The organism is Staphylococcus massiliensis, assembly GCF_043186315.1.
Taxonomy (GTDB): domain Bacteria; phylum Bacillota; class Bacilli; order Staphylococcales; family Staphylococcaceae; genus Staphylococcus; species Staphylococcus massiliensis.
The window spans coordinates 149,985-171,971 of the sequence record NZ_CP171119.1; the positions used below are offsets into that span (position 1 = coordinate 149,985).

Annotated in this window: 20 protein-coding genes and 1 riboswitch; of the genes, 2 read left to right on the forward strand and 18 right to left on the reverse strand. The window is 35.4% G+C overall.

Annotated features, from left to right (window positions below):
- Positions 1-4: 4 nt before the first annotated feature.
- The 6 genes from ACF3N8_RS00665 to ACF3N8_RS00690 all read right to left on the reverse strand — a co-directional run bounded on the left by ACF3N8_RS00665 (position 5) and on the right by ACF3N8_RS00690 (position 4,184).
- Positions 5-721 carry a YebC/PmpR family DNA-binding transcriptional regulator gene (locus tag ACF3N8_RS00665; RefSeq protein WP_238093887.1) on the reverse strand — a complete coding sequence of 239 codons (717 nt, stop codon included), beginning with the start codon at positions 719-721 and terminating at the stop codon, positions 5-7.
- 78 nt (positions 722-799) lie between these two features.
- A complete protein-coding gene (locus ACF3N8_RS00670; RefSeq protein WP_392450051.1) occupies positions 800-1,789 on the reverse strand; it encodes a HesA/MoeB/ThiF family protein in 990 nt (329 codons plus the stop codon).
- Entirely contained in the window at positions 1,786-2,553 is a 768-nt protein-coding gene (locus ACF3N8_RS00675) for a thiazole synthase (protein WP_009383184.1), read from the reverse strand. The genes ACF3N8_RS00670 and ACF3N8_RS00675 overlap by 4 nt, the downstream gene beginning before the upstream one ends.
- Position 2,554: 1 nt before the next feature.
- The gene (gene thiS, locus ACF3N8_RS00680) at positions 2,555-2,755 is read right to left on the reverse strand and encodes a sulfur carrier protein ThiS (RefSeq protein ID WP_009036520.1); all 201 of its coding nucleotides are present in this window, start codon (positions 2,753-2,755) and stop codon (positions 2,555-2,557) included.
- A 2-nt stretch (positions 2,756-2,757) separates the two neighbouring features.
- Positions 2,758-3,354 (reverse strand): thiamine phosphate synthase, encoded by a 597-nt coding sequence (locus ACF3N8_RS00685; protein ID WP_238101113.1) that lies wholly within the window; start codon positions 3,352-3,354, stop codon positions 2,758-2,760.
- 69 nt (positions 3,355-3,423) lie between these two features.
- Positions 3,424-3,532, reverse strand: a riboswitch (TPP riboswitch).
- 1 nt (position 3,533) lies between these two features.
- Positions 3,534-4,184 (reverse strand): Bax inhibitor-1 family protein, encoded by a 651-nt coding sequence (locus ACF3N8_RS00690; RefSeq protein ID WP_009383186.1) that lies wholly within the window; start codon positions 4,182-4,184, stop codon positions 3,534-3,536.
- A 332-nt stretch (positions 4,185-4,516) separates the two neighbouring features.
- On the opposite strand from ACF3N8_RS00690, the gene ACF3N8_RS00695 reads away from it, so the two are divergent.
- Positions 4,517-5,392, forward strand: a complete 876-nt coding sequence (locus ACF3N8_RS00695) for a LysM peptidoglycan-binding domain-containing protein (protein WP_277876207.1) — start codon at positions 4,517-4,519, stop codon at positions 5,390-5,392.
- A gap of 928 nt (positions 5,393-6,320) precedes the next feature.
- On the opposite strand, the gene ACF3N8_RS00700 is transcribed toward ACF3N8_RS00695, so the two are convergent.
- The 3 genes from ACF3N8_RS00700 to ACF3N8_RS00710 all read right to left on the reverse strand — a co-directional run bounded on the left by ACF3N8_RS00700 (position 6,321) and on the right by ACF3N8_RS00710 (position 9,355).
- On the reverse strand, positions 6,321-7,325 hold the full coding sequence (locus ACF3N8_RS00700; protein WP_009383190.1) for an inorganic phosphate transporter: 1,005 nt from the start codon (positions 7,323-7,325) through the stop codon (positions 6,321-6,323).
- 13 nt (positions 7,326-7,338) lie between these two features.
- Positions 7,339-7,956, reverse strand: a complete 618-nt coding sequence (locus ACF3N8_RS00705) for a DUF47 domain-containing protein (protein ID WP_009383191.1) — start codon at positions 7,954-7,956, stop codon at positions 7,339-7,341.
- Positions 7,957-8,440: 484 nt separating this feature from the next.
- Complete coding sequence (locus tag ACF3N8_RS00710; RefSeq protein ID WP_392450054.1) at positions 8,441-9,355, reverse strand: NAD(P)H-binding protein; 915 nt, start codon at positions 9,353-9,355, stop codon at positions 8,441-8,443.
- 121 nt (positions 9,356-9,476) lie between these two features.
- On the opposite strand from ACF3N8_RS00710, the gene ACF3N8_RS00715 reads away from it, so the two are divergent.
- Positions 9,477-9,983, forward strand: a complete 507-nt coding sequence (locus ACF3N8_RS00715; RefSeq protein ID WP_009383193.1) for a GNAT family N-acetyltransferase — start codon at positions 9,477-9,479, stop codon at positions 9,981-9,983.
- A gap of 86 nt (positions 9,984-10,069) precedes the next feature.
- On the opposite strand, the gene ACF3N8_RS00720 is transcribed toward ACF3N8_RS00715, so the two are convergent.
- The 9 genes from ACF3N8_RS00720 to ACF3N8_RS00760 form a co-directional block, all read right to left on the reverse strand.
- Positions 10,070-10,900: a YitT family protein gene (locus ACF3N8_RS00720; protein WP_009383194.1), complete on the reverse strand. Its 831-nt coding sequence runs from the start codon at positions 10,898-10,900 to the stop codon at positions 10,070-10,072.
- A gap of 232 nt (positions 10,901-11,132) precedes the next feature.
- Positions 11,133-12,131, reverse strand: coding sequence for an alpha/beta hydrolase (locus tag ACF3N8_RS00725; RefSeq protein ID WP_238102097.1), 999 nt, complete (start codon positions 12,129-12,131; stop codon positions 11,133-11,135).
- Between the two features lie 45 nt (positions 12,132-12,176).
- A complete protein-coding gene (locus tag ACF3N8_RS00730; protein WP_238102098.1) occupies positions 12,177-13,244 on the reverse strand; it encodes a branched-chain amino acid transport system II carrier protein in 1,068 nt (355 codons plus the stop codon).
- Positions 13,245-13,564: 320 nt separating this feature from the next.
- Positions 13,565-15,004: an MDR family MFS transporter gene (locus tag ACF3N8_RS00735; protein ID WP_009383197.1), complete on the reverse strand. Its 1,440-nt coding sequence runs from the start codon at positions 15,002-15,004 to the stop codon at positions 13,565-13,567.
- 187 nt (positions 15,005-15,191) lie between these two features.
- Positions 15,192-15,692 carry a hypothetical protein gene (locus tag ACF3N8_RS00740; RefSeq protein ID WP_009383198.1) on the reverse strand — a complete coding sequence of 167 codons (501 nt, stop codon included), beginning with the start codon at positions 15,690-15,692 and terminating at the stop codon, positions 15,192-15,194.
- A gap of 420 nt (positions 15,693-16,112) precedes the next feature.
- The gene (locus tag ACF3N8_RS00745) at positions 16,113-16,913 is read right to left on the reverse strand and encodes an ABC transporter ATP-binding protein (RefSeq protein ID WP_009383199.1); all 801 of its coding nucleotides are present in this window, start codon (positions 16,911-16,913) and stop codon (positions 16,113-16,115) included.
- Between the two features lie 239 nt (positions 16,914-17,152).
- Positions 17,153-17,986: a YitT family protein gene (locus ACF3N8_RS00750; protein ID WP_009383200.1), complete on the reverse strand. Its 834-nt coding sequence runs from the start codon at positions 17,984-17,986 to the stop codon at positions 17,153-17,155.
- 453 nt (positions 17,987-18,439) lie between these two features.
- Positions 18,440-19,666 (reverse strand): NupC/NupG family nucleoside CNT transporter, encoded by a 1,227-nt coding sequence (locus ACF3N8_RS00755; protein ID WP_009383201.1) that lies wholly within the window; start codon positions 19,664-19,666, stop codon positions 18,440-18,442.
- A gap of 421 nt (positions 19,667-20,087) precedes the next feature.
- Positions 20,088-21,806 (reverse strand): ABC transporter ATP-binding protein, encoded by a 1,719-nt coding sequence (locus tag ACF3N8_RS00760; RefSeq protein ID WP_009383202.1) that lies wholly within the window; start codon positions 21,804-21,806, stop codon positions 20,088-20,090.
- Between the last annotated feature and the right edge of the window lie 181 nt (positions 21,807-21,987).

Consider the following 21,987-nt stretch of genomic DNA (forward strand, 5'->3'; position numbering starts at 1 on the left):
CTCCTTAAGCAAGTTCTACATTGTGAAAGACGTGTTGAACATCTTCAAGGTCTTCTAATGCATCAATGAGCTTTTCAAATTGTTCCTGATCCGCCTCAGATAATTGAATATCATTCTGAGGTAACATTTCGAACTCAGCAACTTTAAAGTCTTCGATACCAATACCTCTTAACGCGTTTTGAACTTGTGCGAATTGATCAGGTTCAGCGTAAACAATCGTTAAGTCGCCCTCTTCAATCACATCACGTGCATCTAAGTCCGCTTCCATTAATGCTTCAAATACTTCGTCAGCTGACTTACCTTCAAACGCAAACGTAGCTGTGTGATCAAACATATAGGCAACAGAACCGTTAACACCCATGTTACCACCATTCTTACCAAAGGCTGCACGTACATCAGATGCTGTACGGTTAAAGTTATTCGTAAGCGTTTCAACAATTAACATTGAACCATTCGGCCCAAAGCCTTCATAGCGAAGTTCATCATAATCTTCTTCGCCGCCGCCTTTAGCCTTCTCGATAGCACGATCAATAATGTTTCTTGGAATAGAATACGTCTTCGCACGCTCTAACACTAAACGAAGTGTTTGGTTAGATTCAGGATCAGGCTCACCTGATTTAGCCGCAACATAAATTTCTTTACCAAATTTAGCGTAAATACGGCTCGTATTTTTATCCTTTTGTGCTTTCTTTTCCTTAATATTATTCCACTTACGTCCCATAATTCCATCTCGCTTTCAAGTACATCTTTAATAGTCATAATTATACATGACTTTAGGCTATTTACATAGATATAGCGACTAATCGTCAAATAATTTCATGATTTTAGACGCATCTCGTTCATGTTCAGCACCATAAATCAGCACGCGTCCATCTCTGAAGAACGTGAGTTCAAAGCTTTCATACGAGAGCTTCTTAACGTATGGGTTAGCCTTAACAATTTCTATTTCACTCGGCACATCGTCAAAAGCCCGCTTAGTACGATATTGATACACGCCACCACACATGCGTTTCACATATTGTAACGTATCATGCATCAAGCGGTCGTATTGGTGCTTCTGACAAACTTTACAGTCAGGTTCTTTTAAATTAGTGATATCAAACTGCTTCATACGGTGCGTATAAATATCAATCGTTGTCATCTTATTTGAAAAGCCACCATGCATGACATAATAGAAGAGTTCGGAAACAATCAAGCTACTCGCAAGATATACCGTTGGCGTTAGAACACCATTGATATCGCAACTTTCCATTGTTTCAGGCTTATCAGGCATGATGCAATTTAAACAAGGACCCTCTTTATGCGCAATCGGATAAATACTTACTTTCGACCCAATTGCAGCACCATAAATATAAGGGATTTGAAGTTGATGTGTTGCTTCATTTAAAAGGTAGCGCACCTCGTAGTTATCAAGTCCATCTAACACGATTTCAACTTGATAGTCTTTCATAAGTGAAACGATATTATGAGGTGCGATTTCTTGATATAAATCTACCACTTCAACATGACGGTTCATAGCGTTTAAGTGCTTTTTAAGTGCAACCACTTTAGGTAACATATCCGAAACATCTGCTTCGGTGTAACAACTTTGGCGTTGTAAGTTTGTTAGCGTCACAATATCCTTATCTACGATAATAAGACGCTTCACCCCACTACGCGTCAGTTGTTCGGCGATACCACTGCCAAGCGCACCAACGCCCGCTATCATAACCGTCATATTTTCGATAGTTGATTGACCTTTATCACCAAAACCGTGAAATGTTTTTTGGCGATCGTAACGATCTATCATAAATAACCGAGACCTTCAGCTGGACTTGAAGCAACAGCATTATATTTAACCGGAATACGACCTGCTTCATAACTTAAGCGACCAGCTTGAATACCTAACTTCATTGCTTCCGCCATTTTCTCAGGGTCTTTTGCACGCGCAACCGCAGAATTTAATAAAATTGCATCTGCGCCAAGTTCCATTGCTTCAGCACAGTCTTTACTTGAACCGATACCTGCGTCAACAATAACCGGCACATCCATTTTCTCAATGATATAACGTAAATTGAGAGGATTGTTAATGCCACGACCTGTGCCAATTGGTGAAGCAAGTGGCATGATGGCATGCACACCTAAATCTTGTAAACGCTTCGCTAATACTAAATCATTTGAAATGTAAGGACATACTGTATAACCCTTTTCTAAAAGAATTTCACAAGCGCGATACGTTTCAAGTGGATCTGGTAGTAACGTATCGTCATCACCAATAACTTCAACTTTAATCATGTCACATAAACCAGCTTCATTCGCAAGTTCTGCGATACGTACCGCTTCATCCGCTGATTTAGCGCCAGCTGTATTCGGAAATGTGATGAATTTGTCTAAATCTACATTTGCTAATGGGTTCGGTAGATCTTTGTCATAAAGACTCATACGACGCACCGCAAATGTTAATACTTCAGTTTCTGATGCCTTAATGGCTTTCGTCTGCATTTCTTCTGTATCATACTTACCTGTTCCTAAGAATAAACGAGAGTTAAATTCAAATTTACCAATTTTAAACATATTATCCGCCTCCAACAAATTCTAGTAATTCGAGTTTATCGTTTGGTTCGATTTTACGTTCTGACCATTCTGAACGCTTGATGACCTGTTCATTAAGTTCAACGGCCATACGTTTCGATTCGATATTAAAGTGGTCAATAATATCTGAAATCGTAGTACCTTCTTGGAATTCATGCGTTTCGCCATTTACTTGGACTTTCACATTTATCCACTCCTTTCTTTATGTATCACCCATTTTTCATGCAAGTTATGCATGTCTTGTTTCGTCTTTGAAAAGAAAGCTTCAATACATGCAAAACCGATGAAAGCTTGAGGGACTTGATGGATGGTATTCATGTTGATGCCGCCTATCGCAACTAAAGGAAAGCCGATATCGAGCGCCTTTGTAATTTCTGCGTCAGTTCTAGGCGCTTTCCCTTTTTTTGAATTGGACGGAAAGAGATGTCCATAAATTCCGAAATCCAGTTGCCATTTATGAGCTAAACGCACATGTTCTTCATCATGAACAGACATTGTAACGTGATACGAAGGGTTCATACGTTTGGTCTTTTCCGCATGAACATCACCTTCTCGAAAGTGAATGTTACGTATATTTAGCCTTTCTGCTAATGCAACATCAGTGTGAATCATGACTTTCCCCTTTGAAAAGCCCGCTTCAATAAGCGCTTTGATCCATTGATACTGTTCATCTTGAGAACTTGGCGTTCTAATTAAGAGATAATCGATGAGCGTTTGTCGCTCAAGTATCGTTTCCATCAGTTGACGGTCTAACGGTTTATAAGGTGTTACGACAATTAACAACAATATCACTCCAATAAAAAAAGCTATTTTCGCGCGGAAAATAGCATACAAGCATTGCGACGACAACATCGCATTGCAAAGCCACATTTCCTACGCTAGTACAAACTAGATCAGGTTCAGGAATCCCGAAGTTTCACTCCGATCTCAGCCCTTTTTAAAGGCACTTCCAGTGGTTATATTTATTTTTTGTACTTGTTCGCTAGATATAAAATATCTTTAATGATGTGAACAAGGTTTAAGAATAGATTAAAGCCCATTTCTCTCGGTGAGAAACGACCGTGTTTCATTCGATTGAAATCATAAAGCGTATATAATAAGAATAACATTAAACCGACGATAACGATAATCGTATGAAAGAAACTATTTTGAATAAACCATCCGATAATACTTGCGATTATAAGGGCTATCAACGTAACAAACAAGTATTTCCCCATACTTTTCGCATCGCCAATTACAAAGTAACCGAGAAGTCCGAATATGATAAAGGCACTTACAGCGAGAATAATATTCTTGTAAAAGACCTCGGGTCCTAAGTTTTGTAGATACACCGTAAAGGATGCATAGGATAACAATCCAATTCCGAGTGCGTATATATTGGAAATAATAAAGCCGAACTTACGTGAACGATTGATAAATAATGAAATCAGTATGAGTGCCATAAGTCCGATTGATAATGGACGACGCCACTCTAATGGTAAAAACTGACCGAAGAAACAGCCTACTCCAAAGATAATCCAGTAGTAAACAAAGAACAACCATACCTTCCCAAGTGCTTTTGACTTGGAACTCGACGCATGATGCCTTTGATGACTTAAAGATTGATTCGGCATATAAAACGCTCCTATCCCTCTTTTAGTCTAATATAACATGAATAAGCGTAACTGTAAGGATAGGTTATGTTGTATGACGTTTATTATGTCGAAAAAATGGCTTAATTATATTACAGTTTATTAAAAAACACTAAATTATTTATTAATTATTAATCTCTACAAAGATTGATATCATAACTTTTAAAGAATCATTTAATATTTTTTACTTTTCTTTAGAATATTACAAACTCTTAACAACAAAGACATTTTGAATTTTTTTTGGTAGTATTGCATCGTAACGATATATATAAAAACGCGGAAAAAATATTTTCTTATTATGAGGAGGATTTCCCTTGAAGAAGTTAGCATTTTCAGTAACAATGGCTTCCGGAGCTGCTGCACTGTTATCTCAACAAGAAGCAGATGCGTCTACACAACATACTGTTGAATCTGGTGAGTCACTATGGACAATCGCTCAAAAATATAACACAACTGCAGATAGTATTAAACAAGAAAACAATTTAACTAGTAATATGTTATTCCCAGGTCAGGTAATCACAGTTGGTGGAGAAAGTAGTCAAGGCACTGGTAATACTACTACAACAAATGAAACAACTTCTCAAGGTGGATCAACACATACGGTATTAAACGGCGAATCTCTACAAATCATCGCCAACCAATATGGTGTTTCAGCACAAGACATCATTAGCGAAAATAACTTAAACGGTTATTTAATTCACCCTGGTCAAGAATTAACAATTCCTGGTTCAGGTTCTACTAATACGAATACAAACACAAATACGGACACGAATGATACAGAATTACCAGGTAATGAAACAGGTTCAAATGGTGATGAAAGCGAGCACACAAACGGTGGTTATGAAACACCTATCTTCAATCATCAAAACCTTTACACTTGGGGTCAATGTACTTGGCACGTATTCAATCGTCGTGCTCAAACTGGTAAACCTATCAGTACATACTGGTGGAACGCAGATCATTGGGCAGGTGCAGCACAACAAGACGGTTACACAGTAGATAACAACCCTGAAGTTGGTTCAATCATGCAAAACTTCGAAGGCCCAGTTGGTCACGTTGCTTACGTAGAACGCGTTAATCCTGATGGTAGCCTATTAATCTCAGAAATGAACTATCATACGCCACCAGGTGTAGTCGACTATAGAACAATTCCAGCTTCAGAAGTAGCTTCAAACAGCTACATTCATTAATAACTGCGCGCTCGTACTTGATTGTACGGGCTTTTTTAATAGCAGGCAGATACGTTTTTCCTTGTTTCCCCTCCTTGAAAAGCCCTATAAGACATTGAAGTGCACTCAAAAAGTTGAACCTCAAAATTCAACTTTTAGGTGCACTACATATCTGATATCGCGTTTTTTTGAGTCTTGTAATTTTGAATGGCCTTGGTTTACACGTTTCTGATTTCTTGTAAATTTGAACGGCCTTGGTTTACACGTTTCTGATTTCTTGTAAATTTGAACGGCTTTGGTTTACACGTTTCTGATTTCTTGTAAATTTGAACGGCCTTGGTTTACACGTTTCTGATTTCTTGTAAATTTGAACGGCTTTGGTTTACACGTTCCTTGAGTCTTGTAAATTTGAACGGCCTTGGTTTACACGTTTCTTGAGTCTTGTAAAATTGAGCGGCCTTGGTTTACACGTTCCTTGAGTCTTGTAAAATTGAGCGGCCCTGGTTTACACGTTTCTGATTTCTTGTAAATTTGAACGGCCTTGGTTTACACGTTTTCGATTTCTTGTAATTGAAGGTGTATTACTTCTGTTTATCACGTTCTACTTTTCTTGATAAACCAAGGCCTTCCGTTTATCACGTTCCAACTTTCTTGATAAACCAAGGGCCTCCGTCTATCACGTTCTTACTTTCTTGATAAACCAAAGCCCTCCGTTTATCACGTTCTTACTTTCTTGATAAACCAAAGCCCTCCGTTTATCACGTTCTTACTTTCTTGATAAACCAAGGGCCTCCGTTTATCACGTTCCAACTTTCTTGATAAACCTACCGCTTCCAAGAACCTACTTACCTTACCTATTCCATCCGTACGCCCTATATCAATAATTACAACGAAGTCACCACATAAAAAAGGGCCAAAACATGCGGACATGTTTTGAACCCTTCTAACCTTATAGACCAAACATATGTAATAGAGCGTAAATAAGTGCAGCGAGTATACCTGACATCGGTAATGTAATAATCCATGTAATCAACATACGTTTAGCTGTATCCCACTTAACGCCTTTGATTCGGTTTGATGAACCGACGCCTAGAATTGACGATGATACAACATGTGTAGTAGATAATGGATAATGAAGTGATGAAGCCACGAAAATTGTTAAAGCGGATGATAAGTCTGCCGCAGCACCATTCGCAGGTCTAATTTTCATGATGTTACCACCAACTGTTTTAATAATACGCCAACCACCAACTGCGGTTCCTAAGCCCATTGCGACAGCACACGAAATCTTAACCCAAAGTTGCGGCTCAGTAGAGTGCTGCATGTTTGCGACGATTAAAGCCATTGTGATGATACCCATCGACTTCTGGGCATCGTTTGTCCCATGTGAAAAGGACTGTAAGGCCGCTGTGAAAATCTGAAAGATACGAAATCTATGATTGGCTTTTGATAAATTCGCATTTCTAAAAATCACTTTAACGAGCGAATACATGGTAAAACCAACTGCAAAGGCAATAATTGGAGACAAGATAAGTACTAGAATAATCTTTGTGAAACCTTGGTAATGTAGCGCAAAGAACGAACCTTGAGCCATAATCGCAGCGCCTGCAATCGAACCGATTAAAGCGTGCGAAGACGAACTCGGGATACCGAAATACCACGTGATCAAGTTCCAGAGTATCGCTGCTAAAACGGCTGCGAGCACTACTGTTAAGCCATTCTGTAATTGAAACGGGTTTATAATATCTTTCGTAATCGTACTTGCAACTCCCGTAAACGTTAAAGCACCAAAGAAATTCATTATTGCAGCTAAAAATATTGCTTGCCTTGGTGAGAGTGCACGTGTTGACACTGCAGTAGCTACTGCATTTGCTGTATCGTGGAAGCCATTAATAAAGTCAAATATCAGCGCAAACAATACAATAGCTAACGTTATAATGATGAGATAATCCATATATTAAACTCCCTTAGCTATTTTTCATTATGATTGTTTCAAAATTATTTGCTACCGTCTGACATTTATTCGCGATTGTTTCCATACTCTCATAAATATCTTTCATCTTAATGAGTTCGATTGGATCTGTTTCACTATTGAAAATGTGTTTGATCGACTGACGTAACACGCCATCACAATAAGTTTCAAATTCTTTGATATTAATCGAGTGAACGCGCATATGAGAAAGCTTTCGGTCAACTAATAATCCAATCGCGAGTTTCATTTCTTTAATCGCCTTTTGAATATTATCAACGAATTCCACCATATACTCGTCGACATCAACAATAGAATACATTTCAAACATCGCTGAAGTTTCTTCCATCGCATCTAACACATCATCAATTGCGTTACATAAAGACATGATATCTTCACGTTCAATTGGTGTGATGAATGTTTGATTTAAATCAGAGATGACTTGATGCATTAATTCGTCACCTTGAGACTCATGGCATTTGATTTTATCAGAATAAGTTTTCAAATCGAGATGAGATTGGAAGTTTAATTCACCAAACTCGGTTGCTGCCTGATCTAAATTTAAAACCATTTCTTCTAAACGTAACATAAACTTATCCTTTTTCTTACTAAACATTGAGGTGCCTCCGTATCATAAATATGACTTCAAGATAAAATTTTGTCTATTCTATCTTATTTTAAACCATCGTTTCTCAAAAAACTAAATATTTCGTTAATGAAATTTACATTTCATTAATATCACAAATTGAAAATAGCATATTTTTTACCAAGCGACAATAAATTTCTTGAATTACTAACTATTAAAAATTACATTTATACCTAAATCGCAAATATTTGTGAAACTTTATAATGTATACCAGTTCGCTTTTTATAAGCGCATACTTATATAAAGGTAAATCTACTAGTGGCTTATAAGTGTGTGTCATTAAAGGTCATTACGACTCACTTCATATATAAAGGTCATTACAGTTCGCTTCTTATGAGCGCTCGCATCTTTAAAAGTCATTACGACTTGCACCCTAGCAACGCATGCATATTTAAAGGCCTTTTCAAGTGGGAAGCGACACAGCTTCAAACTTAAAAAGACCTATGAATTAAGTTTATTTCGTATAGACGCGTTCTTCGTCCGTTGTTGTTGTTTGGAAACGTTTGATACGACATTTAACTTCAAAGCCGCGCATAATAATTTGATATAAAGGTGCTTCTAAGAAATAATGGAGTGGCCAAGACATCTTAGGAATGTAATCCATTAAGTGGACGATGACGTAATCTTTATCTGGTATCTTACGGAACTCGAGTTTAGCTGTTTTAGGTCGATTGTTCTTAGTCAGGCGACCATCCACCATACGAAGAATTAACAAGTTGTTTTCGTCATAGTACTTTTCAAACTCGAAAATCGGCTTCTTATCAAGATTCGTATAAATCGCATAATAATTATTTGTTACAATCGTTCTGACAAACGTACCGCTCGTTTGGCCTAACCACTCGAAATAGTACTTAACAAAGTCATTAATCGTCCACGCTTTGGGAAGTGGCATGATTTGAGCACTTCTCATGTCGTCGTACTTACCAGGTTGGAATTCTACTGAAACATGTGGGCGTTTAACCTTTAAGTCCGTGACTTCAATCGGCGTTTTATAATGACCTAGCGTTTCTAAAGTTTCGTCATCATATGTACTGCCGCGGACATAAATAATTTTCTTAACACCATTTAATTCTGCAGCGCGACCGAAATTATCTGCAGCGATTAAATTAAGCACGCGTGCAGTAGCTTGCGTAATCTTCGCTGAATGTTTAGTAGGATCTAAATAGTAAATCGCAATGTCCATATCACGCATCGCTACACGCATATCCTTAAACTTATAGATATCACGTTTTAACCATTTAATATTCGGAACGGATTTCTCTTTAGGATATTTGGAAATCGTATACACGTCGCCATTATCTTTAATATGTTCGATTAACGCTTTACCGATAAACCCTGTTCCACCTGCAAGTAAAATTTTAGGTTTCATAACTGACATCCTTTACTAATAATTTTATAAATATATAAGTATGTGAATAAGTTGCTAAATGTTTGTTATATACACAAAAGGTGTAAAGTATATTAAATACATAAAGTTAGGAGTAATCCATATGGCACACAAAATACGAGAAATTAATATTAACGATGTAGAAAAGATCACAGGTTTACTCTCAAAATTACATAACGAATCCGAATTTATGTTATATAGTCCGGGGGAATATGCGCCTTCTATGAACGACGCAATTTCAAACCTCGAGCATATTATAACATCTAAGACCGATACCATTTTAGTCGCTGAAACACCGTCTAATGAGCTGATTGGTTATATCACTTTAATTACCCGCAAGTTAGAACGTGTCCTCCATGTCACGCGAATTTACATGGGTGTGCTTAAAGCCTTTCAAAATAAAGGCATTGGATTACATTTAATTAATGAATGCGAAGCTTGGTGCAAGGCAAACAACCTTACTCGCATCGAGCTCACTGTTGTAAAAGAAAATACACCAGCCATTCAACTTTACGAACGCGCAGGTTATGAAGTTGAAGGTGAATTACGTCAATCTCTAAAAATTAACGGGACTTTCCACAATGAATTAGTGATGTCTAAAATTCTGTAAATCTTTACCCTTCATTATTATAATATCATTTCACCAAAAAAGGAGCTAAAACAAAATGTCATTTGCATTAGCTCCTTTTCAAATAGTTATGGTATTTTAATAAAGCCTTCCCCAAAGATCTCACGTACATCATTCACTACGACAAACGCATCTTGGTCATAGCGCTTAATGAGTTTCTTGAGTTTCGGTAATTGACTGTTTGAGATAACAATAAATAACATATCGCGATTCACTTGAGAGTATTGACCTTTCGCACTTATAACCGTTGAACCTCTACCAATCGTGTCATAAATAGATTTGCTTATATCATGATTCTCTTTAGAAATGATATAAACACCCTTCTTAGGGTTCAAGCCTTCAAGAATGAATGACATCGTTTTAGAAATCACAAACAGTAACATAATCGTGAATAAAACACGTTCGACTGGTAACACCAGTAACGCACTGAGTACAATCACAGAATCGATTAAAAACAGTGCTCTAGATGTTGGTACATGGAAATATTCATTGAATATCTTAGCTAATATTGACGTACTTCCGAAAGTGCCGCCATAAGCAATGATTAATCCTGTGCCTAATCCGATAATGATACCGCCAAATATCACGCCAATAATAGGTGAATCAATATGGAAATCGACATTTAACGTTACCTTTAAAAAGACAGATAGAAATATCACTGACACGAGTGTATACAGCATTTTCTGCTTGCTTAAATACTTCCATCCTACAATGAGCAGTAAAATATTAATAATTAAAGACGTTAAAAAGGTCGGTAATTTAAAACTATAAAACAGAATCAACGATATACCAATAGCGCCACCTTCAGCGAGTTGCGTCGGTATGACAAAGCCATTGATACCTAGTGCAATTAATAGACTACCTAAGATTACAATTGCGATTATTTTAAGTTCCTTCATTTAAATACCTCCCTTTTAAATATTATCTATATGCTATAAATTTACCTTTCATAAATATAACGATACATTTATATTTTAGTACGTCACACGATAAATACAACACGTTTTACAACAACTCAATCATTTATTAAATGGGACGGCATCTTCTTGAAAAGCCCTATCCGAAATTTACGCATAATAAAAGAGCACAAGACATTCTATCTCATGCTCTTTTACATCTTATTCACTTGGTTTATAATTCTCCTGCAGGTTTCTTTCTAAATCCTGAAGAATCCGTGTGTTCTCTTAGAAAAGCCCTTACGCGTCTAATATTTTCTTTAGATTCCGGTTTGTCTAAATGAAATTGGTATTGATGATGAAGATTATGACTACCATCAAAGAAAAAGCCTTCAACTGGTACATCCTTTTCTTTAAGCGCGCTATAGAATGCACGATTCTGACTATCAAATGGATCGACATCACCTACTGATAGGAAAGTTGGCGGATAATCTTTTGTAGCCTGCTTAACCGTAGACATTTCAGAAACATCCTTAAAGTTATGTTCCCAATCTTCCTTACCCGTATAACTCTTCATAAAGAGTTCAATTCTTGGAAATTCAGTTTCTCGAACCGTTTGCATATCGTAAAAGCCACCGAAGAAAATCGCAGCTTTAATCGCATCCTTATCAAACTGTTGCTCAAAATCCATTTCTTCTCGTAAAGATTTATTTGTTTGCATTGCCGTATACTGACTTGCCATTTGAGCACCTGCAGAGTCACCACCAAATATAACACGATCATAATCTATTGGTAGACCATGCGTGTTTTGTTTAATGAATGAAACAGCCTTATCCATTTGACGAAGTTGAGTTGGATATTTGTAATCCGGCGCTAGCGCGTAGTTAATATTCACGACAATGTAGCCTTTTTCTGCAATTTTAGATAATAGATTATTCTTATACTGCTTATCCCCTGCGATATAGCCGCCACCATGCATCCAAAATATGACCGGTAATTTTTCATCTTTATCAAGTTCTTCTGGTGTTAAAATATCTAAGTAACTCTTAGGATACTTACTCCCATAAGGGATGTCCGTTAGTGCTTTAATGTGCTGGTTATTTATCGTGACTTTATCTGCTCCATTATGAAGTCGATGTTCTTTCCACTTAAAATAAAAATAGCCAGTCAGGAGACTGGCTATTACGACTACGATAATGATTATTACAGTTATCTTTTTCTTATTAGAAATCATCGTGTCAATCGTCCCTTTCGGAAAGATTGTAACACATCTATAATATTAAGCAATAAATTTCTTATTCTCTTTCTTTCTCATGAAATATTTAACTAATACACCGACAATTACGATTAGACCAATCCAACCCATTGTTGGGTAAAGTACTTTGATTAAGTCTTCGAAACCGAAGAAACTTAAGCCATAACTTAATAACATTAAGACTGTTATAAAGATATAATACTTTTTAGAATATGGTTTTGTAAATCGTGCCGCGATAGAATACGATAATCCTAAAATTGTGTTATACATTACTAATAACATAATGATTGATAACACGATCAAAACTATAGGATGAATTGAATCCGCAAGTGTTAATGTCGGAATCGATGAGCTTTTAATGCTTGGGTACTCTGATTGTAACGCAAAGTTAATAAGTGCTAATAAGATCGTGTAAATAATACCACCGAATAAAGCACCTGAACCAGAGATACGACGTCTTGAAGCGTCACCACCGATTGCAATTAACGTTGTAAACCCAACTGAGAATGCTAAACCACCATAAACAAAGCCATTTAAAATACCTTTGAAAATGCTTGGATGTTTAACTGTTGAATTTACTTCTGGAAGACTTACTTGGCCTTTAAATAAGAATACTGCAGCGATAAGTACGACCATAATAATTAAGAATGGTGTAACGAAACCTAAAGCACGTACAATCTTATTAAAATCCATAAGTAACGTAACGAAAATTAAGATACACATGATTAGAGCACCTAACCATGTTGGAACGCCATAACTTTCTTTAAATGTTGAACCGGCACCTGCTATCATGGTAATCGAGATACCTAGTAAACATATAATAAGTAGATAGTCGATGATACGACCAAATGCTTTACCAAATAAATATTCTAAAGTTGATTGATGGTTATCAGCATCTAAGCCTGTTCCAATTTTTGCTACTTGTCTGCCAATAAAAGATAAGATTAAACCTGAAATAATTACACCAATGTATGACCATAAGCCATAATCAGCGAAAAATTGTTTAACCTCTTGACCGGTTGAGAAACCAGCGCCGACTACTACGCCGACATAAGCGAATCCAATTTTTATCGCTTCTTTGTTCAATGTCATTGTTTTGACCTCCTCGAATTGCAAAACACGTTTAACATTAAATCATATACATGAAATCATTTCAACTTAACATTTTGTATACAAATTGAATAAATATTAAGAATGCTATGTATATCTCTATTAATTTGAGGTTCTATTTTTATAAAATGTCTAAATTAGGTATAAAAATACAATATACATAGAATATTCTTTTATTATTAAGATTTTATTAAGTATTTCGCGAAACTTTATTTTTCAGAATTTTAAGAATATGTAATCCAATATTTAATCCGACATCAAGAATACTCAGATGTCGGATTATATTATAATGTAATTATATTTTACCCTTTTCTACTTGCTTTAATCTTACTTTTTTCATTTGAAGCTGTCGTTAAGGTAGAAGCAATTACAATTGCAATTGCAATTAGTATTGCTGCAAAGAAAAATGAACCATGTAAACCAAATGTCATAGCTTCATTAGCCGCTTCTTTAGTCTTAGAGCCTAGTTCTTGTAATTTATGATTTTGTAATGCTGTTAAAATACCTACGAAGATAGCCACACCTAATGCGCCACCAATAGGTTGTAGTAAGTTAAAGATCGCTGTACCGTGAGGGTACTTTTCCTTAGGTAAAGCATTTAAACCATTCGTGCTCGCTGGCATCATAATCGCTGAAATAGCAACCATTAAAACGATATATGCAATAATGAATGTAATCATTGATAAACCAGGGTGTATTTTCGTATAGAATAAAGCCACGCCAAATAGTGCGAATAAGCCTGGAAGTATTAATTTACGCGGACCAATTTTATCGAATAAAGCACCCATCGCTGGTGATAACAAACCATTTAGTATTGCACCTGGTAATAAGATAAAACCAGCCACTTTAGCACTGAAGCCCATAGGTCCTTGTAAATACATTGGCATTACAATTTCTGAAGCAAACATACTCATCATAACGATAAGGAATATTAAAATACCGCGACGATAGTTCGCATATTTTAAAACACTAAAGTCTAAGATAGGTTCTTTTAGTTTTCTTTGACGTAATACGAAAACAATAATTGAAAGGAAACCTATTATGATAGGTAAAGCCGTTAGTGGATTTAAGAAACCACCTTCTGCTGAGCTTGATTCAGAGAAGCCGTAAATAATACCTGTTACCCCAATTGTAGAGAGCACAATAGATAGAATATCAATACGAGGTTTTGTAACTTCTCCAACGTTGCTTAAATATTTATAAGCGAAGATTAATGTAAATAACATAAATGGAATGACGATAAAGAATAGCCATCTCCAACCTAATAAATCCACTATAACTCCGGATAACGTAGGTCCAATTGCAGGGGCGAACATAATTACTAAACCAATAGTTCCCATAATCTTACCACGCTTTTTCTCATCGAATAATAAAAGCATCGTATTCATGATTAATGGTATCATTAATCCGGTACCAATGGCTTGAACCATTCTACCAATTAAAAGCATTGGGAAGCTTAATGCAAATCCTGCGATTAAGGAACCTATTATAAAAGTAATAATAAGTGTGAAGAATAATTTTCGAGTTGTAAACCACTGAATAATCAATGCGGATAATGGCGAAATAATACCCATAATCATCATAAAGCCACTCGCCATCCATTGAACTGTCGTACGAGACACATGGAATTGGTGCATGAGCTCAGTTAAAGCAATGTTTAAAAGGGTTTCATTTAATATCATAAAGAAAGCCCCTACGACAAAAACAGCTAGTATCATTGTATTTGTACGGTTATTAGACATGAAATCCTCCTTTTCTTAAAATTCATTAGCCTTGCAATTGTACACAATTGTAAAACATTTAGAAAGTAATTGACTTACTATTTTTTAATATTAATTGTTTTAATGAAAAATCATACATGTCTATTTTCACAAAAAGAAAGAGTTGAAACCATTAAGATGTTTCAACTCATAAAATGAATTCATCAAACTATTTAACTTCTTTGTATGATTGTAACTCATTAAAATCAACAACGACGTTATCCATACGCTTCGCCGTTTCTTTTAATACGTTACGTGCAACTTTGTTATTTGGATCTAACTTCAGTATCTTTTTCGCTACATCAAAGGCATGTTTATCTGTAATAACTGGTTCAGGTAAAGCATGAAGTAATAACATTTGTAATAAACTTTTGACTTCTTTACCTTCAGTTAGTCTAATTGATGCTTTCGCATGATAATATGCTGAATCTATAGCGCCTGGTACATCACTCAGAGGATAAACCAATAATAAAAATGCAATATCATGAATTTCTGCTGTCTCTTCTTGTTTTAGCATATCAACAATACATGTATAAAACATTGTACTCTCAACTTCATGGGCACTAGATATAAATGCTTCTTCAAATTCTAAAACGTCAAGCTGAGACAGGAGACTTTTAACTGCTTGGAATTCGCCGTTTAAGACGTGTTCTTTAATAAGTTCCTGCATGTTACGTCCTCCTACACTTTCTTAATTTAAGCGCATTATTGATATAATAACACAAATAAAATAAAATTTCATTTAAATTAAATGTAAAAATAAACCCGTCATCAAATTTTTTCTAACTCGAATGTGACCTTATTAAAAACTTTAAGTTGACCGAAAATAAATGACTATAGTCCAATCGATTTAAAATAAGCATACCATGAATAAGTCTAAAAATCTGTAATCCTTTAGTCTTAATTCATCATATAATTAGGGTCATATACATCGATATTTAAGACAACTTTATTTTCAATCATAATTTTCTCGATATTCTTACCTTGCCCGCCATACGCTTTCTTTAAAATGAAGAAATTAAAACATAAAACAAGGCGTATAACTAAGATAATTTACTCTAATTATACGCCTTCGTTATTTAAGAATCATTTATTTTGAATAGTGTTTACACAATAAATTGTAAGTGATTAACATTGGTTTACCTGTTCTTGGGTCAGTGCTTAATTCTGCGTCAATGTTAAATACCTCTTCTAAAATCTCATTTGTAAGTACTTCATGTGTTTCACCTTGAGAAACGATTTTTCCAGATTTCATTGCGATTAAGTGATCTGAAAAACGTATAGCCTGATTAATATCATGAAGCACCATAATAATCGTACATCCCTGTTCTTGATTTAATTCTTGAACAAGTTCCAAGATTTCTAATTGATGAGAAATGTCTAAGTACGTTGTCGGTTCATCAAGGAATATAATATCTGTCTTTTGTGCAAGCGCCATCGCAATCCAAACGCGTTGTCTTTGACCACCACTTAAGTCATTAATTGCGCGATGTTTAAAGTCATCAGTACCAGTAACCTTTAATGCCCAATTAATTTCTTTCTTATCCTCAGCACTTAAACGTCCAAATCCTTTTTGGTGAGGAAAACGTCCATACGATACTAACTCGCCAACCGTTAAGCCGTCCGCGACTTCAGGTGATTGTGGTAGTATCGCAATTTTCTTGGCAATGTCTTTAGTTGATTGTTTATGAATGTTCTTACCATCAAGTAAGACTTCTCCTGATTTACATCCAAGTATACGAGATAGTGCTTTAAGGAGGGTAGACTTACCACAACCGTTGGGTCCGATGATCGACGTTACTTTTCCATCAGGAATTTCAACATCTAAATTATCTAAAATAACATGATCTTCATATCCAATTGTTATTTCTTGACCTTTCAAGCGATTCATAATTTGCCCTCTTTCTACTCGGAGTTATATATTTATATACTGCAAGTATTCATTTTCTCTACTATATCATATCAATCTCTTTAATTGATAATCATTATCATAATGTATTGTATCATCTCATCTGTATTTTTTCTATAAATAATTACAATATACGACGAATGGTCGAGTAGAAACTAAAGCGCTTTCATCATGAAAATAAAAAAAGCGAGACTACTTTAAGTCTCGCTGTGCCTATCACACTAATCATCTACTAAGAAACCGTTACCATAGACATCCCGGACGTCATGGACGACTAGGAATGCGTTTTCATCAATTTTACGAATGAGTCGTTTTGTACGCGTCACTTGAGTCTTACTAATTACGACATATAAAATATCCGTTTCCTTCTTAGAATAATAACCTCGGCCATTTAAAATCGTACATCCGCGACCGATTTTTTCATCAATCATTTTAGCTACATCATCTGGATTCTTAGAAATAATCGTCATCGCTTTCTTCGTATTTAAACCTTCAATAACGAATTCCATAACTTTTGTACCTATATATAATGAAAGAATTGTAACTAATACTTTATCTAACGGTATAACAGTTAGAGAGATTGCCACAATAATCAGATCAAAGAACAGTAATGCATATGGCGTACTTACATCTAAATATTTATGTGCGATACGAGCGAGAATCGTTGTCCCGGCCGTCGTACCACCTGCAAGTACAATGATACCGATACCTAATCCCACTGAAAAGCCACCAAAAACTGCGTTTACGATAATGTTGCCTGTTTGAACGTGCCAGCTTTCCGTTAGCTCTAAAAATACCGAAATCAATACTGTCGCGACAATCGTTAAATACATACTTCGTTTACTTAAAAATTTATATCCTATTAAAATTAATGCAGCGTTAGCTACAAAGTTTGTTATTGCTGGTGATAGATGGAATGCATAATATAATACGATTGCTAAACCAGTGACACCACCCTCACCGAGGTTACCAGAAATGACAAAGGCATTAACCCCAGCTGCAAATGCAAAAGATCCTAAAAGTACTAAGATTAAATCTCTTACTGTACGTTTCATCTTTTAGCCCCCTCTCTAAAATTCACCCTCAACAACTGAAATATTAGCACAGTTCTGACACTTTGCACAACTTCACTTTAAGCCTATACCGCACTAAAAGGTCTCAGTGACGCGATTCGCGATAGATTTTTAAAATTCTGAATTTTCGGTTTACTTTTAAACTGACGTTCGATATAATGAATTTACTTCTTGTTAATTTTATAACAAGAAGCCATCTCCTTTGTTTTGTTTATGAAAACAATCAATTTTTGCTCAATTGTATGAACAATACCTAACCCATATTGTTGATACTAATAAGAATTCATTTTCCCGAATGGACCAAGATGACATACTCACCTGATGTTATCTTGGTTTTTATTTTCAAAAAAAGTGGGACATCGCATTCCAATAAAGCTATGTCACCTTATCAAAAGCCAATGCCCCTAACTTAACATTATTCAACTTATTTACATATTACCAAGCGAATAAGCCAACAAAACCTGCTGTTAATAATGAAACTAATACACCTGATAATAACATCATAGGTACGTACTTAGATACAAAGTCTGATGTTTTTTCATTAACAATTCCTTTTAATGTACCAATAATCATACCTAATGTAGAGAAGTTCGCAAACGATACTAAGAACGTACAAATAATCGCACGTCTATGCGCATCATAATCATTCACATGTTTACTTACTTCACCCATTACTACGAACTCATTTGTTACAATCTTCTTAGCCATTTGTTGCGCTACTTCCCAAGCCGCATCTACCGGAAGACCTAGTAAGAATGCAAATGGGAACATTAATGTTCCTAAAATTTGGTCTAAGCCAAAGCTACCTTTTAATCCAAATAAGTGACCAATTGAACCTGTAATGACATTAATTAAACGGTCAATTAATTCAGAAAGCGCAACGAAACTGATAACAAAAGCTACGATAATTAAGATCAGTTTACCAGCTGCTAATACAGAATCACCTAAGAACGAGAAGAATGGTTGGCGTACTGCTTGATCATCTAAGTTGTAAATCACATCTTCATCTTTCTCTAACTTAACAGGATTTAAAATACTCGACACAATCATCGCGTTAATAATATTAAGCGGAATTGCTGTTAAAACGAGTTCACCTGGAATCATTTGAACATAAGCACCAACGATAGCACCAGATACAGAACTCATTGACATCATCGCAATCGTTAATACACGTGCTTCGTTCATGCGTTTCATTTGTTCACTTGAAACGGCGATTGCTTCAGTATTACCTAAGAACATCATTTCAATACCAAAGAAAGATTCAAATTTAGGTTGTCTTGTAATCTTCGCTAAGATAAAACCAATGAAGCCCATAATTTTCGGTAAAATTCTGAAGTACATTAAAATATCAAATAATGGAACTACAAGTAGGATTGGGAATAAAGCCGCTACAGCCATATCCATTTGCTTAGTAGCCGTGAAACTGTTGAACGCGAAGCCTACACCCGCGAACGCAGCACTAATTACCCAGGAAATACCATCAGCTAAGATTTTTACAAACTGTGTACCAGCTGGGAATGAAACGAATAGCCACGCTAAAAATAAGTTCATGAGTACTAAGATCCCGACAGATCCCCATTGAATATTTTTCTTATCTCTTGAGAATAAGAACGCTATCCCAAGAAACGCTAACATACCAATTATGTTCATCAACAAAAACATGGATACACCCACCATTCAAAAATATTTCTGCCTTGCCATATTATGTTTGTCTCTAACAATGTCGCATTGTTTAAAGTATACCACGTGTGCTTTATCGTGAGAATACAAATTTATTGACAAGTTGTTTAAAAATATGCTTAATTTTTTTAATCTATAATTTATGTGTCGATTATCTTTTAACGATGTTTCTCAATATTTTATAAATGTTTCATTACAATTGTTGTAACGCACAAATTCATACGCCCCATTTTTGAAAAGCCCTTTAAATTCTCAAACTATAACTCACGAAATATCTACGACGAAGCTAGTTAATAGAAAGTAAAAAAGAGCCTCACATGATACATCACGTATCAAATGAGACTCATTATGTGGGTTACAATCACCCATATTTAAGATATTCAGATAAGCTAAATTCGAACGCTTAATTAGATAAATTTTGTGTTTCAACAAAACGTTGATATTTCTCGTGAGAAGCCATTAATTCATGGTGACCACCTTTTCCTGTAACTTCACCTTGATCAAGGAAAATAATTTGGTCAGCCTTTTTAATTGTTGAAAGACGATGCGCAATGACGATCGTTGTACGATTTTCCATTAATGTTTCAAGCGCATCTTGAATTTTTCGTTCACTTTCACTATCTAAGTTAGCTGTTGCTTCATCTAATAATAAAATATCTGGATTTTTAACAAAGCTACGTGCTATATCAATACGCTGACGTTGACCACCTGATAATTTGAGACCTCGTTCACCGACTATAGTGTCATAACCTTGGTCGAAATCTAAAATAAAGTCATGACAATTTGCGAGTTTTGTATACTCAATTAATTCATCATCAGAAACTTCACGATCAATACCGTAAAGAATATTGTCACGAATCGTACCATTCATCATCGCATTACTTTGCATTACATAACCGATTTTACGTCGCCAATCAGAAAGCGATAAATCGTATATTGAATGATTGTTATACGTGATGTCGCCTGTTTCAATTTCATACATACGTTCAATTAAACTGAATATAGTACTTTTACCAGAACCAGATGGTCCTACAAAGGCGGTTACCTTGCCTTTTAACACATTAAATGAAACGTCCTTTAAGATTGGTTTGACGTCATAACTAAAATTAACATTTTCAAATGCCAAGTTACCTGTTTCAATGTGCTTTTCAGATGGTAACGCAATCGGTTCAAGTGGTTCATGTAAGATTTCATAAATACGGTTACTCGCACCAGTAGCGCGACGATAATCCGTTAGTAACGTTGATAAGTTCACAAGTGGCATTGAAAGTTGTACCACTAAGAAAATCATTGTAACAAGGTTACCTGCCGAAATGGCACCTGAACTTACACGGTAACTACCAAAACCTAAAATAATACCTATCGTAAGTAGCATGATTAAACCTGAAATAGGTTGGATAATCGCTGTAATTTTAGCTTGTCTTAAGCCCAGATGATAAATTTTAACTAAATTAGATTCAGCTTTATTAAGCTCAACATGTTCTGTGTTAGAAATTTTAACTAAACGCATCTCTGTAAGTACACGGCCTAATAAACCACTGAAGTTAGCAATTTCAGATTGCGTATCTTTAGAAATACGTTGCATCACTTTTCCTAATGGAATCATGATTAAAATGAAAACTGGAATTGTGATAAATGTAAGTAATGTCATTTGCCAGTCGATAATAAATAATAATACTAAAGAGCCTATCAATGTGAGTGCTGATGGAAATAAATTCGGTAACTTCTGCGAAATAAAGTTATTAATAACTTTCGTATCATCAGTCAATCTACTCATTAATTGTCCACTTTCATTCTGATCAAAGAATGGCATCTTCAAGTGAATAATGTGTTTCCATAAAATCGATCTAATTGAATAGATGATTTTCTCCCCAATTTTACTTAATAGATAAAGTCCCAAACCGCTTAAAATCGCATTTAATGCGAACACGATAATGATGACAACGATCATCGTTGTATTAAGTTCACCTTTATTCGCTTGATCTACCATATCACCTGCATATTTAGGTACAAATAATCCGGTTAGACTCCCTAAAAGCGATAAAAGGATAGCTACGATAACAAGGCCTTTTGGCCAAGATATACGTTTTAATAAATAATTGAGTGGATTGCTTGAATTCATTTCTAATACCTCTACTTTATAAAATTTGAAGCTATAACCAACACTCGATTATAAAAAACCAAACTTCATATTAAACCTTCACGTCTCATACAACCACTTAAAAATAAAAACATATTAACAACTAATCATTCTTAAAATATTGTTAATATGATATTATTATTATGTTGATGTACTTATATTT

Coding starts and splice junctions, on each gene's coding strand:
- ACF3N8_RS00665 (WP_238093887.1), bottom strand. CDS start 721: ATGGGACGTAAGTGGAATAATATTAAGGAAAAGAAAGCACAAAAGGAT.
- ACF3N8_RS00740 (WP_009383198.1), bottom strand. CDS start 15,692: ATGCAGGAACTTATTAAAGAACACGTCTTAAACGGCGAATTCCAAGCA.
- ACF3N8_RS00760 (WP_009383202.1), bottom strand. CDS start 21,806: ATGAATTCAAGCAATCCACTCAATTATTTATTAAAACGTATATCTTGG.
- ACF3N8_RS00745 (WP_009383199.1), bottom strand. CDS start 16,913: ATGAATCGCTTGAAAGGTCAAGAAATAACAATTGGATATGAAGATCAT.
- ACF3N8_RS00690 (WP_009383186.1), bottom strand. CDS start 4,184: ATGCCGAATCAATCTTTAAGTCATCAAAGGCATCATGCGTCGAGTTCC.
- ACF3N8_RS00710 (WP_392450054.1), bottom strand. CDS start 9,355: ATGAAACCTAAAATTTTACTTGCAGGTGGAACAGGGTTTATCGGTAAA.
- ACF3N8_RS00730 (WP_238102098.1), bottom strand. CDS start 13,244: ATGACATTGAACAAAGAAGCGATAAAAATTGGATTCGCTTATGTCGGC.
- ACF3N8_RS00735 (WP_009383197.1), bottom strand. CDS start 15,004: ATGTCTAATAACCGTACAAATACAATGATACTAGCTGTTTTTGTCGTA.
- ACF3N8_RS00720 (WP_009383194.1), bottom strand. CDS start 10,900: ATGAAGGAACTTAAAATAATCGCAATTGTAATCTTAGGTAGTCTATTA.
- ACF3N8_RS00725 (WP_238102097.1), bottom strand. CDS start 12,131: ATGATTTCTAATAAGAAAAAGATAACTGTAATAATCATTATCGTAGTC.
- ACF3N8_RS00670 (WP_392450051.1), bottom strand. CDS start 1,789: ATGATAGATCGTTACGATCGCCAAAAAACATTTCACGGTTTTGGTGAT.
- ACF3N8_RS00750 (WP_009383200.1), bottom strand. CDS start 17,986: ATGAAACGTACAGTAAGAGATTTAATCTTAGTACTTTTAGGATCTTTT.
- ACF3N8_RS00700 (WP_009383190.1), bottom strand. CDS start 7,325: ATGGATTATCTCATCATTATAACGTTAGCTATTGTATTGTTTGCGCTG.
- ACF3N8_RS00715 (WP_009383193.1), top strand. CDS start 9,477: ATGGCACACAAAATACGAGAAATTAATATTAACGATGTAGAAAAGATC.
- ACF3N8_RS00705 (WP_009383191.1), bottom strand. CDS start 7,956: ATGTTTAGTAAGAAAAAGGATAAGTTTATGTTACGTTTAGAAGAAATG.
- ACF3N8_RS00675 (WP_009383184.1), bottom strand. CDS start 2,553: ATGTTTAAAATTGGTAAATTTGAATTTAACTCTCGTTTATTCTTAGGA.
- ACF3N8_RS00755 (WP_009383201.1), bottom strand. CDS start 19,666: ATGTTTTTGTTGATGAACATAATTGGTATGTTAGCGTTTCTTGGGATA.